Genomic DNA, 11,991 nt, shown 5'->3' on the forward strand with positions numbered 1-11,991 from the left:
CGGGGCTGGCCTCAGGCCGCCTCCGTGGCCCTTGGCTTCGGACGCGTCTGATCGCCACGACCGGCCAGAAGCCCTTCGACGGAGATATCTTCGTCCAGTTCTTCCCAATGCAGGCCGCGCGTGCTGATGGTGAATTGCTCCCGCTGATCCGGCGAGGCCCGCAACAGACGCGGAAACCACACAAGCGGAACACTCAAGGTACGGCCATCCGAAAGATCGAGCCAAAGGCTGTCGGCGTCGAACCAGACCTTAGTCGCCTTCACCGAAGAATTCGTTCCAGACATTCGCAATCTCGGCGCGTCGATTTGTGATGACCTCAGTCAGTTCGCGCAGCGTCCTGGCGCTGAAGCCATCGTTGTAGGCTACCACGACGTCGGGCCAAAGCCAAAATTTGGCATCTATGCCGTCCTCGGTGACATGCACATGTGCCGGTTCCCGAGGATAGCCTTCGTTGGAAAAGAAGTGGAACGAAAGCCCTTGTGGCGAAAGACGACGGGCATTCGACTTCACCTCACGGCACGATCAGCGTGCCGGCACCATGCTCGGTGAAGAGTTCCAGCAGCACCGCATGCGGCGTGTTGCCGTTGAGGATGACGACGCCCTCGACGCCCCGCTCGATCGCTTCGATGCAGGTCTCGACCTTCGGGATCATGCCGCCGGAGATCGTGCCGTCCGCGATCAGCGCCTTGGCCTGGGTTACCGAGAGCTCGTCGATCAACTTCTTGTCGCCGTCGAGCACGCCGGGAACGTCGGTCAGGAACAGCAGGCGTTTGGCCTCCAGCGCGCCGGCGATGGCGCCTGCGAAGGTGTCGGCGTTGATGTTGTAGGTATGGCCGTCGCGGCCGGGCGCCACCGGCGCGATGACCGGGATCATCTCGGAGCGCGCCAAGAGGTCGAGCAGGGTGCGGTCGACCTCGACCGGTTCGCCGACGAAGCCGAGATCGAGCACGCGCTCGATGTTGGAGTCCGGGTCCTTGATGGTCTTGTGGGCCTTCTCGGCGAACACCATGTTCCCGTCCTTGCCGCACAGGCCGATCGCCCATTCGCCCTCGGCATTGATCAGCGCGACGATCTCCTTGTTGATCGAGCCGGCCAGCACCATCTCGACGATCTCGACCGTCTTCTGGTCGGTGACGCGCAGGCCGCCCTCGAATTTCGATTCGATGCCCATCTTGGAGAGCATCGCGCCGATCTGCGGGCCGCCGCCATGCACGACGATCGGGTTGACGCCGGACTGTTTCAGGAGCGCGATGTCGCGGGCGAAAGCCTGGCCGAGCGCCGCGTTGCCCATCGCGTGGCCGCCATATTTCACCACCACGGTCTTGTTCTCGTAGCGCTGCATGTAGGGCAGGGCGCTCGACAGCAGGGCGGCCTGGGCGGCGGCGGATTCGGCGATGTCCATGGTTTTGGCGTGTCCTGAGAAGCGTTTGCTCGGCCGGCGTCTTAGCGGGAAAGCCGGGGACGGGCAAATGCCGAGAGCAGTCTGCGCCACCGTTTCGACATCATGCCGATTTCCGGCTTCCAAGCAGGTGAGGGACGGCGCAGACAGTCGCGCCCCGCCCGACGGGAAGACAATCGAATTGCATCGGCCGGGCCGTCCCTCGGCGAAGCCGCCCCAACCCGCTTAGCGGAGCGATGCTGTCAGGAAGATGACGGTGGCGAGGAAGCCCAGCGCGGTGCGCACTGCATGCAGCCTCGCCCATTTCTGCAGCAGCGCGCGGCTCTCCGGCCCGGCTCTGTCGAGGTCCGTCGCCATCAGCCGGCTGTTGGTCGGCATGATGCCGATCATCGTATAAGGCCAGTTGGCGACGAGCACGATTGCGCCGGCCAGCCACAGCCACAAGCCGGTCTGCCACCAGGCGAGAAGGCCGAGCAGGAAGCCGGCGATCGCCAGTGACGCCTGCATGGCAAATCCACGCTTGTAGGCAGGCTTCCATTGCGTAAGCACCGACCGGTCGTCGAGCTCGAGCCGGGCCGGATGCTCGGCGGCGTTGATATAGATTGCGGCGCCGAAAAACACGGCGGCGATGATGAGGGCGAGCTGGCCGGCGATCATGACGATGTCCCCACGTCTGGAGATCTCGGTAGAGATGGTTTGCCTGACGTTGCCGGGCAAGGACGGGTTCTCGAAAATCGCGGTTGCGAGGCCCTTTTTCGATCCGGGACTGAATTTTCCGGAGAAATGGCCAATCCGGCGGAGTGGCTGCAGCGTATCGTAAGAAACAACAGGTGGCCTTGCATAGCCCGCTCGCGGGTTCGTGCTGAAGGCCGCTCCGATTCGTGGTAGTCTTCCCCAGGGATGGAACCTAGGACGTCAGCCTTTGCCACCGGCAGCCAGACCCCGGCAGGGTCGGCTGGCCCGCAGGATATCGTCAAGCTGATCGTGCGCACTTCGATGAAGGACCGCGCGGCCTTCGACCTGCTCTACCGGCATACCAGTGCGAAACTTTTCGGCGTCTGCCTGCGTGTCTTGAACGACCGCGCCGAGGCCGAGGAGGCTCTACAGGAAGTGTTCGTGAAGATCTGGATGAAAGCGGATCGTTTCGCCGTGTCCGACTTGAGTCCGATCTCATGGCTGGTGGCGGTGGCGCGCAACCACGCGATCGACCGCGTCCGCCAGCGCCGGCGGGCCACTGTCGACATCGACGAGGCGCTCGATATTGCCGATCCCGCGCCGGATCCCGAAGCGGCGGTCGCGGCGGGCGGCGAGACACAGCGAATCCATCTTTGCCTTGACGAGTTGGAAAAGGACCGGGCGGAGGCTGTGCGCGGCGCCTATCTGCGCGGCGAGAGCTATGCCGAACTGGCGGAGCGCTACCGCGTGCCGCTGAACACGATGCGGACCTGGCTGCGCCGCAGCCTGCTGAAACTGCGGGAATGTCTTGAGCGATGAGCATCGCCGACGACCATAGGCCCGACGAAGGCGGCGACGATCTGGTCGCCGCCGAATTCGTCCTTGGCGTCTTGCCGGTGGAGGAGCGCGCGGCCGCTGCGCGCCGCATCGGGGCCGAGCCGGATTTTTTGCATGCGGTCGAGCGATGGGAAGGTCATTTCGCGCCGATGGCTTCGGCCTATGCGCCGGTCGAGCCGCCCGCCTCGGTCAAGGCGGCGATCGACCGGCGGCTGTTCTCGCAGCAGCCGGCCGCGGCGGCAAGGCCTTCCAGTTTCTGGTCGAGCCTGACATTCTGGCGCGGCCTTGCCGCGGCCGCGGTCGCCGCGCTGCTGCTTGCGGTGGCGATCCCCTATATGGGGGCGCCGGTCGGAGAGCCGCGGGGCCAACTGGTCGCCTCGCTCGTCGCCGACGGCAGCGACGTGCGCTATCTCGCCGTCTACGATCCGTCGGCCGGCGAGGTCAGCCTCAGCCACGTTTCGGGCGAAAGGGCGGCGGGCAAGGATTTTCAGTTGTGGACGATCGAGGGCGGCAACATACCCGTCTCGATGGGGGTCATTCCTTCCGGCCAGGCGGTCCGTCTTCCCGTCGATCCCGCCTTCGCGGGCAAGCTGACCGCCGGCGTCAAGCTCGCCATCAGCCTGGAGCCGGCAGGCGGTTCGCCCACCGGCCAGCCGACAGGGCCGGTCGTGTCCGTGGGCGATCTGTTCCGGCTGTAGCTGCCGGCTGAACTCCGCCCTGCCGGTCAAAACATCAGCCCCGATATTCATCCGGCCCGTATCCGATCGGCGTCTAATTTGACGGCGGTGAAACTTCGCGCCACGGCGCCTCGTAACTGTTTCTCATGCGCCCCTGGTCGCGGCAAAAAAGTCAAAAAAATCTGAAACTTATGCGCAACCGACCGCGTGTCTCCCAATGCCTCCCGACAACGGGAAACACCCAAGGAGAACCCTCAAATGCGCAAGTTCACTGCTCTCGTCGCCGGCGCCCTCGCTCTGTCGGCCGCCTCCCTCGCCTATGCCGGCAACCCGATGGTCGGCGGCGCGCCGATGTATGCCGACAAGAACATCGTCGAGAACGCCGTCAACTCCAAGGACCACACCACGCTGGTGGCCGCCGTCAAGGCCGCGGGCCTGGTCGAGACCTTGCAGGGCGCCGGGCCGTTCACCGTGCTCGCCCCCACCAACGAGGCCTTCGCCGCGCTGCCGGCCGGCACGGTCGAGACGCTGCTCAAGCCCGAGAACAAGGACAAGCTGACCAAGATCCTGACCTGCCACGTGGTCGCCGCCAAGGCGCTGTCGGCCGACATCATGAAGATGGTCGACGACGACAAGGGCGCGCATCCGGTGAAGACCGTCGGCGGCTGCACCTGGACCGCCAAGTACCAGGGCGACAAGATCACCATCGAGGACGAGAACGGCAACGTCGCCAACGTCACGATCGCCAATGTCGAGCAGTCGAACGGCGTCATCCACGTCATAGACGCCGTGCTGCTGCCGAAGATGTGACATGCGCTTTCCGGCCCCGGGGCAGGGCCGGAAGCCGGGCCGGCTCAGGCCGCCGAGCGCGCGGGCCGTTTCCGGCTTTTCACGCCGCGCGTCTCTCGAACGCTCCGCAGGCTGACCTGCGGGGCGTTTGTGGTTTGGCGCTTGGCCGTTAACCGGAGCTTTGCTCAAAAAACCCGGATTACAGCGCGGCGCCGTCTGTGCCGAACAGATGGGTGCGGGCCGTGTCGATGACGAGACCGACATTTTCATCGACCTTGACGTCAAGTTCACCGCTGCCTTCCGCGACGATCTGCCCGGCCGCCGTCGACAGGTAGACGATCGTCAGATTGCCCAGCCGTTCCACCAACTGCACCGTGCCGGAAATCTGCGCGCGGCGGTCCGAGGGGTTGGTGATGGCGATGTGCTCCGGGCGGATGCCGATTTCCGTGGGCGGCGACGAGGCGTCCGGTACGTTGCGGGCCTGCACCGTCAAACCCGGCGAGGCCGAAGCACTGGCGCTGTCGAAGGCAAGCGTGACGGCGCGTCCAGCGTAAGCTGTCGGCGTTATCGCGAGGAAATTCATGGTCGGCGCGCCGATGAAGGACGCCACGAACTTGTTGGCCGGTTTTGCATAGAGCTCCAGCGGAGCGCCGACCTGCGCGACCACGCCGCGGTCGAGTACGACGATGCGGTCGGCAAGCGTCATCGCCTCGACCTGGTCGTGGGTGACGTAGATCATGGTGGCGCCGAGCGTCTTGTGCAGCTTCGCCAGTTCGATGCGCATCTGCACGCGGAGCATGGCGTCGAGGTTGGAAAGCGGCTCGTCGAACAGGAAAACTTCCGGCTCGCGCACCAGGGCCCGGCCGATGGCGACGCGCTGGCGCTGTCCGCCGGAGAGCTGCGCGGGTTTGCGATCCATCAGGTGGCCGAGCTGAAGCAGGCCGGCGATCTCGTCGGCGCGTTTGGCCTGCACCTCGCGCGAAGCGCCGGCAACCGAGAGGGAAAAAGCGATGTTCTGGCGCACGGTCAGATGGGGGTAGAGTGCATAGGACTGGAACACCATGGCGATATGGCGTTTGGCCGGATGCATTCTGGTGACGTTGACGCCGCTGATGAAGACCGAGCCGGAATTGACGGCCTCCAGCCCGGCGATCATGCGCAGGATCGTCGACTTGCCGCAGCCGGACGGACCGAGCAGGGCGCAGAACTCTCCCTTGCCGACGGAAAGATCGAGATCGTGGATGGCGGTGAATTCGCCGAAGCGCTTGTTAACGCCGCGCATTTCAACGTGGTGCACGTCGCGCTCCCGCCCGTGCCGGGCCATCTGCGGCTGAATGTTCATTTCTCGACCAGCCAGACCGTCATCGAGCCCTTTTCCCGGTTGTTCCAGAGATAATAGGGCAGGGCTGCAAGCTTGACCGGGTCCTCCGCAGGCGGTTCGGTCCGGTAGAGCCTATCACCCCAGCCATCGTCCTGCAGCCGGGTCGCCTCGGCCGCAAGCATGACGACGCCGTCGAAGAGGTCGCCGCGCTGCCGGACCTCGACATGGGACTGCCGCGGCAATCGCAGGCGCTGCACCGGCCCGCCGGGATTGTCGGTCTCCTCGACGCAATAGACCAGCGGTCCGCGCTTCAGCGCCACGCGCCCGATATCCATGCGCACGGACGGATGGGCGTAGATGCGTTCGGCCGGCATCGGCAGATGAAGATCGACGACGTCGCCCGCCTGCCAGCGGCGCAGGACAGTGAGATAACCCTTGACGGTCGAAAGCTCGGTCGCGACCGGCTCGCCGTTGACCGACGCCTTGGCGCCGTGCGCCCAGCCGGGAATGCGCAGTTTAAGCGCGAATTCCGCCGGGCTTTCCGGCGAGACTTCGATGCGGATATCGCCCGACCAGGGATAGGAACTGACCTCGCGTAGGCCGACCTTGCCGGATTTGAGCGCCACCTCGGTCGAGATGCCGCCATAGAGGTGGAAGGCGATCGCCTCGTCGCTGTGGGAGACGAAATAGCCGCCGACCGAGGCGACAAGGCGCGACGCATTCATCGTGCAGCACGGGCAGGTATGCCAGGCCCAGCGGCTGTGGCGTCCGTCGCTGTCGAGCGGGTTGGAGTAGAAATAATGCTCGCCGTCACGCGACAGGCCGCCAAGCGCATTGTTGAACAGCGCCTGCTCCAGCACGTCGGCGTATTTGCCGTCGAGGTCGAGATGCAGCATGCGCTGCGCCCAGAAGATCAGCGCGACAGAGGCGCAAGTCTCGGCATAGGCGGTGTCGTTGGGCAGGTCGTAGTCTTCCGTGAAACCCTCGTTGGCGGCGGCCGGGCCGAGACCGGAGGTGATGTAGATCTTGGAACTCATGACGTCGGCCCACAGCACCTCGCAGGCGCGCTTCAGGCTGTCGTCGTGCAATTCGGCGGCAAGGTCTGCCATCGCCGAATACATGTACATGGCCCTGACCGCGTGGCCGACCACCTTGTCCTGCTCGCGCACCGGGCGATGCGACTGGTTGTATTCATAGCTCTTCGCCCAGAAATCCCTCGGATCGTCGCCGCGCGCAGCGGCCTCCTGGTCGAAATAATGCGGCTGCCGCCCGCGCTCGTCGATGAAATACGCTGCAAGATCGAGATGCTTGCGCTCACCGGTGAGATGGTAGAGGCGGATCAGCGCCAGTTCGATCTCCTGATGGCCGCAATAGCCGCGCTTCTGGCCGGCATTGGGCCCGAACGTCGCGCGCACGTGCTCGACATAGCGTTCGAGGATGTCGAGCAGGCGGCGCCGTTCGGTCGCCAGGAAATAGGCGATGCCGCCCTCGATCAGGTGGCCGAGATTGTAGAGCTCGTGGTTGTCCCGCATGTTGGTCCAGCGGTTTTCGGGCTCGCGCTGCAAATACCAGCAGTTGAGGTAGCCGTCCGGCGCCTGGGCCTTTTCGAGATCGTCGACGATCTTCTCGATCTTGGCCTCGATGTCGGCGTCGCGCCGGTGCGAGAGCGCGTAGGACGCGGCCTCGATCCATTTACCGACGTCGGAATCCCAGAACACCTGGACCGTGAAGTCATGATCGTTGCGTGGAAAGCGCAGCGGCGGCGGCGGGTTGGGCAGCGTCAGCGATTCCAGTATGCCGTGTCGTCCGAGCTGGACGTGCTGGCTGGGAATGGTGCGCGCCAGCACCGTATCCAGGCGCTCGCGCCAGAATTGGCCTTCCAGATGAACGTCGACGAAGCGCACCGGCGCGAATTTGCTCATTCCAATTCCCTTTGCGTTCCCGCTTCGCCCTCGGACGATTCCCGCACGACCAGCGAGCAGGGACGGCGCTGGACGCCGCCCGCCCGTTTTCCGGAAATCATGTCGATCAGGCGTTCTCCCGCCTCGCGTCCCAGCGCCTTCAGGTTCATGTCGATGCTGGTGAGCGGCGGCCGGGCGGCAAGCGTCATGACGTCCCAATTGTCGAAGCCGACAATGGCCACCTCCGACGGCACCTCGATCCCGCTTTCGCGCAAGGCGTCGGCCGCCCCGCGCGCGATCTGGTCGTTGCCGCAGAACAGGGCGTCGGGTTTCGGCCCTTGCCCGGTCAACAGGCGCGCGACGGCATCGCGGCCCCAGGCTTCCGACCAGACGCCGGAGAGATAGAACCCGTCGATGACGGCAAGCCCGGCCGCCGACAGCGCGGAGAAGTAGCCGGCCTTGCGCAGTCTTACGGCTTCAAAGTGCTCGGGACCGGTGATGTGCGCGATGCGCTTGCGTCCGAGCTTTGCCAGATGCTCGATCGCCAGCACCGCGCCGCCCTCGTCGTCCGGTAGCAGCGACAGTGCGTCCGGATCGTCGGCCTGGCTGAAGACGTAGACGGTCGGCAGGCCGTGGGCGAAGGGGCCGATCGGCGGCCGTTTGTCGGCGCGCCGCGCCGTCACAACGAGGCCGTCGACACGTTTGCCGAGGAGCTGGTCGACATGCTGACGCTCGCGCGCCGGATCGTCGGTGGCGTTGCACATGAAGACCGCGATCTTCTCGTCGGCCAGCCGCTCCTCCAACGCCTCGACGATCGGAAAGGTGAAGCGCCCGAAGCTGTCGTTGGAGATGATGCCGATGGTGCGCGACTTAGCGCGGTGCAGGCTCTGGGCGAGATCGTTCGGCCGGTATCCGATCTCGCCGGCGACGCGCAGCACCTTGTCGCGTGTCTCCTGGCTGAGGCGGCCGCCGGCGTTCAGCGCCTTGGAGGCGGTGCCGATCGAGACTTCGGCGATACGGGCGACGTCGCGGATCGTCGGCGCGGCACGAACGGGTGTCCTGGATTCCTCGGGCGGGGCGGCTGGCGGAAAGGTTTTGTCCATCCGTTCGGCCCTATTTGACGGCGCCGTTGAGGAAGCCGGCGACGTAGTATTTCTGCAGCAGTAGGTAGAAGGCGATGCAGGGGATGACCGAGATGGTGATGCCCGCCTGCAGCATGCCCCAATCGGTGCCGCCGATGCTGGTCTGCTGGCGCGCAGCGGCAAGGATCAGCGGCAGCGTGAAGGACGTGTCCTTGTTCATGATCACCAGCGCGGCGAGGAACTCGTTCCACGAGGTGATGAAGGCGAACAGCGAGACGGTGATGATCGCCGGCACGATTGCCGGCAGGAACACGCGCACCAGCACCTGCCAGCTATTGCAGCCGTCGATCACGGCGGCCTCTTCCAGCTCGCGTGGAACCGCTTCGAAGGCGTTGCGCATGATGTAGATACTGAACGGCAACTGGATCGCCGTGTGCACGATCGCCAGGCCGACCAGCGAATTGTGGAGCTTGAGCTGCACGAACAGGAAGAACAGCGGCGTCAGCAGTGCCTGGTAGGGGATGATCAGCCCGAGCAGCAGGACGAGGAAGAAAAATTCCTTGCCCGGCACGGGAAAGCGCCCCAGAGCGTAGCCGGCCGGGATCGTCAATCCCAGGCAGAACAGGATGGTCAGGAGTGCGGCGCCCGCGCTGTTGCCGAGATAGGTGAGCAGGCCGGCCTGGAAGTTCCACAGCCTGTGGTAGCTGTCGAGGCTGAGCCCGTGCGGAAAATAGGTCGGCGGCACGGCGGCGGCCTCGGCCGTCGACTTTAGCGATGCCAGCACCGAAGCGAGGAGCGGCAGCAGCATGACCGTGCAGAGTGCGATGCAGGCTGCCCCGACCAGATATTTCGCGCGGCCGTCAAGCAGCCGTTCGACAAACCCGCGCCTGTCGCCTTCCATTGCCCGGGCACTTGCGAAATAGCCGGTGCTCATGCGCATCTCCCGTTCCGCGCTCATCCGTGGCTCCTGCGTGTCAGCACGATCTGGAAAATCGTGCAGGTCAGGATGATCGCGGCCAGGATCAGCGACAGCGCCGAGCCGTAGCCGAGCTTCAGGTACGGGAAGGAATTGAGATAGATGAGGAGCACGGCGGTGGTGGTCTGGTTGTGCGGCTGGCCGGCGGTCATGATGTAGAACTGGTCGAAGGCGAGCAGCGAGCCGATGGCGCTGACCAGCGTGACCAGCAGGATGGTCTTCGCCGTCAGCGGCAGGGTGATGCGCCGTACCCGCTGCCAGTAGCTGGCGCCGTCGACCATGGTGGCCTCGTTGATCTCGCCGGGGATGGCCTGGATCGCAGCGACGAACAGGATCGTGCCGAAGCCGACCACCTTCCAGACGATCGAGGCGATGACCGCCCACAGCGACACGTCGGCGTCCGCGCCGAACCACAGCACCGGTTTCGACACGATGCCGAGGTCGATCAGCGACCGGTTGATCAACCCGAAATCGTAGCTGAACAGCCAGTACCAGAGCAGGCTGGAGGCGCCGAGGCCGATGACCACCGGCGCGAACACCACGCCGCGCGTGAACTTTCTGAGCGGCGTATTGGTGGCCGTCAGCAAGGCGATCAGGAAGCCGAGGATCATCAGGATGGGGGTGATGTAGAGCGTGTATCTGAAGGTGAAGCCCAGCGAGGTCCAGAACTGCGGGTCGTTCCACGCCTTCACGAAATTGCCGAGACCGATGTATTTCTTGGCGGAGATCAGCGACCAGTTGTGCAGCGACATCCAGATCATCTGGAGGAACGGGTAGACGGTGAACGCCGAGACGAAGGCGAGGGCCGGCGCGAGATAGAGCAGCCCGACATATCTGCCGCTTGTGGAATGCATCTTCAGTCGACTTCCTGACCCATGCGCCGAACCGGGCTTGCCTTGGAAAAAGCGGCCGCGGAGGAGCTCCACGCCGCGGCCCAAGGGAGAACGCTCATTCCGCCGCGATCGACTTCATCTGTGCTTTGGCCTCCGAGATGATCGTGTCGAGGTCGGTGCCCTCGTAGTAGGCGCGCTGCAGCATCTGCAGCCACGGACCCTGCGGCGAGTTGATCAGCTCGAAGAATTTCAGCGTGTAGGGAGTCTCCGCCACGGCGATCGCCTTGGCCACCTGCTGCACCTTCGGCTCGGCCGCGAAATATTTGTTCTCGGTCATGTCGCCGCGCGTCGTCATGTTCAGCATCTTGGCGTAGACCTCGACCTGGGTCTCGTCCGACAGCAGGAACTTCATGAAGTCGACCGCGTCGTCGACCCGCTTCGAACCCATCGGGATGGTGACAATGTCGCCGCCGGCGAAGGAGGAGACCTCACCGGTCTTCAGCCCCGGCAGCAGCGCGATACCGAAATCCATCTCCGGGTTCTGTTCCTTGGCCAACGTGATGTTGAAGTTGCCGGTGCCCATCATGCCGATCTTGCCGGAGCCGAAGCGCAGGTGGAACGTCTCGCCGGTCTCGGCGCGCGCGTCCTCATGCACATTGCCAGCCTTGACCATGTCGCGGGCCCATTGCAGCACTTCCTTGATGCCGTCGCCGTTGAGCGGCTCGCCATTGGCGGCCTCCGGCTCGACGGTGGCGCCGGCGGCCCACATCAGCGGGGCGACGGTGAAGATGTTGCAGCCGGCGCAGGAGCCGGCCAGGAAATAGCCCTTCACGTCGCCGCCGAGCGCAGTGATCTTGTCGGCATATTCGCGGATTTCCGCCAGGTTGGTCGGCGGCTTCTCGGGGTCGAGCCCTGCCTTGCGGAACAGGTCCTTGTTGTAGAACAGCGCCGACACGTCGGCATAGAGCGGTACGCCGTAGAGCTTGCCCTCATAGGTGGACACCGCCATGTGGCCCTGGACGGCGGTCTTCAGTTCCGGCCAGTCCTTGACCTTGTCGGTGATGTCGACGAGTTGCCCCGCCGCCTCGAACTGCGGGCCGTAGATCAGGTCCATGCCCATCAGGTCGGGCACCTCGCCGCTGGCGATCGCCTGGGCGATCTTCGGCACCATCTCGGTATGCGGGATGTAGGTGAGATTGATCTTGCGGTCGGGATTCTTCTCGTTCCACGCCGCAACGAGAGCGTCGACCATGCCGGCGTTGCCGCCGCTGCGCTCCCACATCTGCAGGTCCTCGGCCATTGCCGGAACCACGCCCGCGGCAACCAGCGCTGCCAGCGCGACGAGCGATCTTTTCAACCTTGGCAAACGCATAGGTTCCTCCCTGTTGCCAATTTTTCTTGCTTAGGCCTCCACTTGGGAAAAGCTTTTCCTTCCGGTTCCTCCGCGTCGGCTCTCCAGACCTCCAGCAGTTTAGGAAAAGCTTTTCCCACCAACAAAGCC

13 protein-coding genes are annotated in these 11,991 nt (G+C 64.6%); 3 read left to right on the forward strand and 10 right to left on the reverse strand.

Annotation, left to right across the window (positions count from 1 at the left end):
- Nucleotides 1-11: 11 nt before the first annotated feature.
- From RB623_RS15410 to RB623_RS15425, 4 genes are all read right to left on the reverse strand, one after another.
- Complete coding sequence (locus tag RB623_RS15410) at nucleotides 12-284, reverse strand: DUF2442 domain-containing protein (protein ID WP_308057760.1); 273 nt, start codon at nucleotides 282-284, stop codon at nucleotides 12-14.
- Nucleotides 250-510 (reverse strand): DUF4160 domain-containing protein, encoded by a 261-nt coding sequence (locus RB623_RS15415; RefSeq protein ID WP_308057761.1) that lies wholly within the window; start codon nucleotides 508-510, stop codon nucleotides 250-252. Before RB623_RS15415 ends, RB623_RS15410 begins: the two co-directional genes overlap by 35 nt.
- A 1-nt stretch (nucleotide 511) precedes the next feature.
- Complete coding sequence (gene argB / locus RB623_RS15420) at nucleotides 512-1,402, reverse strand: acetylglutamate kinase (protein ID WP_308057762.1); 891 nt, start codon at nucleotides 1,400-1,402, stop codon at nucleotides 512-514.
- A gap of 222 nt (nucleotides 1,403-1,624) precedes the next feature.
- Nucleotides 1,625-2,056, reverse strand: a complete 432-nt coding sequence (locus tag RB623_RS15425; protein WP_374121685.1) for a DUF1772 domain-containing protein — start codon at nucleotides 2,054-2,056, stop codon at nucleotides 1,625-1,627.
- A gap of 243 nt (nucleotides 2,057-2,299) precedes the next feature.
- On the opposite strand from RB623_RS15425, the gene RB623_RS15430 reads away from it, so the two are divergent.
- The 3 genes from RB623_RS15430 to RB623_RS15440 all read left to right on the forward strand — a co-directional run bounded on the left by RB623_RS15430 (nucleotide 2,300) and on the right by RB623_RS15440 (nucleotide 4,398).
- Nucleotides 2,300-2,893, forward strand: a complete 594-nt coding sequence (locus RB623_RS15430) for a sigma-70 family RNA polymerase sigma factor (RefSeq protein WP_374121686.1) — start codon at nucleotides 2,300-2,302, stop codon at nucleotides 2,891-2,893.
- On the forward strand, nucleotides 2,890-3,609 hold the full coding sequence (locus RB623_RS15435) for an anti-sigma factor domain-containing protein (protein WP_308057763.1): 720 nt from the start codon (nucleotides 2,890-2,892) through the stop codon (nucleotides 3,607-3,609). The genes RB623_RS15430 and RB623_RS15435 overlap by 4 nt, the downstream gene beginning before the upstream one ends.
- Before the next feature lie 237 nt (nucleotides 3,610-3,846).
- Nucleotides 3,847-4,398, forward strand: coding sequence for a fasciclin domain-containing protein (locus RB623_RS15440; protein ID WP_308057764.1), 552 nt, complete (start codon nucleotides 3,847-3,849; stop codon nucleotides 4,396-4,398).
- 178 nt (nucleotides 4,399-4,576) lie between these two features.
- Here the strand turns inward: RB623_RS15440 and RB623_RS15445 are convergent, their stop codons facing one another.
- The 6 genes from RB623_RS15445 to RB623_RS15470 all read right to left on the reverse strand — a co-directional run bounded on the left by RB623_RS15445 (nucleotide 4,577) and on the right by RB623_RS15470 (nucleotide 11,862).
- Nucleotides 4,577-5,674: an ABC transporter ATP-binding protein gene (locus RB623_RS15445; protein ID WP_308057765.1), complete on the reverse strand. Its 1,098-nt coding sequence runs from the start codon at nucleotides 5,672-5,674 to the stop codon at nucleotides 4,577-4,579.
- A gap of 41 nt (nucleotides 5,675-5,715) precedes the next feature.
- Nucleotides 5,716-7,620 carry a beta-L-arabinofuranosidase domain-containing protein gene (locus RB623_RS15450; protein ID WP_308057766.1) on the reverse strand — a complete coding sequence of 635 codons (1,905 nt, stop codon included), beginning with the start codon at nucleotides 7,618-7,620 and terminating at the stop codon, nucleotides 5,716-5,718.
- Nucleotides 7,617-8,702 (reverse strand): LacI family DNA-binding transcriptional regulator, encoded by a 1,086-nt coding sequence (locus RB623_RS15455; RefSeq protein WP_308057767.1) that lies wholly within the window; start codon nucleotides 8,700-8,702, stop codon nucleotides 7,617-7,619. The genes RB623_RS15450 and RB623_RS15455 overlap by 4 nt, the downstream gene beginning before the upstream one ends.
- Nucleotides 8,703-8,712: 10 nt before the next feature.
- Nucleotides 8,713-9,639, reverse strand: a complete 927-nt coding sequence (locus RB623_RS15460) for a carbohydrate ABC transporter permease (RefSeq protein WP_308057768.1) — start codon at nucleotides 9,637-9,639, stop codon at nucleotides 8,713-8,715.
- On the reverse strand, nucleotides 9,636-10,511 hold the full coding sequence (locus tag RB623_RS15465; RefSeq protein ID WP_308057769.1) for a sugar ABC transporter permease: 876 nt from the start codon (nucleotides 10,509-10,511) through the stop codon (nucleotides 9,636-9,638). The genes RB623_RS15460 and RB623_RS15465 overlap by 4 nt, the downstream gene beginning before the upstream one ends.
- A gap of 94 nt (nucleotides 10,512-10,605) precedes the next feature.
- On the reverse strand, nucleotides 10,606-11,862 hold the full coding sequence (locus RB623_RS15470; protein WP_308057770.1) for a sugar ABC transporter substrate-binding protein: 1,257 nt from the start codon (nucleotides 11,860-11,862) through the stop codon (nucleotides 10,606-10,608).
- Nucleotides 11,863-11,991 lie beyond the last annotated feature (129 nt).

Origin of the sequence: Mesorhizobium sp. LHD-90 (assembly GCF_030929505.1) — a bacterium.
GTDB lineage: Bacteria > Pseudomonadota > Alphaproteobacteria > Rhizobiales > Rhizobiaceae > Kumtagia.